This window comes from Mycobacterium sp. E342 (assembly GCF_001667665.1).
GTDB lineage: Bacteria > Actinomycetota > Actinomycetes > Mycobacteriales > Mycobacteriaceae > Mycobacterium.
Genome location: NZ_LZJM01000106.1, coordinates 1 through 887 on the forward strand (window position 1 = coordinate 1; position 887 = coordinate 887).

Consider the following 887-nt stretch of genomic DNA (forward strand, 5'->3'; position numbering starts at 1 on the left):
GCCCGGGCGATCTCACGGATGGTGGCGCCCGCGTACCCGACCTCGGCCACGCAGCGCATGGTGACAACGACGATCCGCTGCCGCGTCTCCTCGCCGCTGGCACCGACCGGACGTCCCCGTTGCGCCCGCGTCACCGTGCTGTCCTCACTCGCGCGTCCCGTCCGCCGGCTCTCGGTGCCCGACACAGTCGAATATAATCGAGTGATCGATTAGTTCCGGCTTCGCCGCGGAGGTGCGTAGTGCGTGATGGACGGAGCTGCCACGTGCTTCCCGCCGCATGAGCGCCACGCCGCCGCGATTGGGCCGCCCGGTGGGTGCCGACGGTGAGCAGACCCGGGCCCGCATCATCACCGCCGCGATGCGCTGCGTGGCCGAGGTCGGGTACGCGGGCGCCACCATCCGTGAGATCGCCCGGGCTGCGAACATCACCAGCGCCAGCCTCTACAACTACTTTCCGAACAAGGCGGAGCTGATCAACGCCGCGATAGCGGCGCGCACGGACGTCGCGTTGCCGCGGCTGCGCGCGGCCGCCGCGCGCCCGGGGACCGCCGTCGACCGCATCGAGGCGGTGCTCGACGAATCGGGCCGGCTCATGCGCGAGTATCCCGATCTTGCCGCCTTCGAGTGGGTGATCCGCGCCGAAGGCGCTGTCGCCCGCGATTCGCGGCTCGCGGCCGACTTCCAGGTGTTTCGCGGAATCATCGAGGGTGTCATCGACGATGCCTACCGCCGGGGCGAGCTCGCGCACCGGGCCGACCGCAACGGCATCGTCGAGGCCGTCTACGCGCTGATCTATGGGTTGACGGAGCTGGCGGCCACGTCGCCGCCCCGGGACTATCACGCCGCGCTGGACGCGGCCAAGAAATTGATCCGGGGAACGTTGCTCG

Annotated in this window: 1 protein-coding gene and 1 pseudogene; one reads left to right on the plus strand and one right to left on the minus strand. The window is 70.2% G+C overall.

The window, feature by feature from the left end:
• Nucleotides 1–134: pseudogene (locus A5692_RS07220) on the minus strand (TetR/AcrR family transcriptional regulator); the annotation flags it as partial.
• Between the two features lie 143 nt (nt 135–277).
• Here A5692_RS07220 and A5692_RS07225 point away from each other — a divergent pair.
• On the plus strand, nt 278–887 hold a 610-nt coding region (locus A5692_RS07225), incomplete at its 3' end, for a TetR/AcrR family transcriptional regulator (RefSeq protein WP_068053992.1).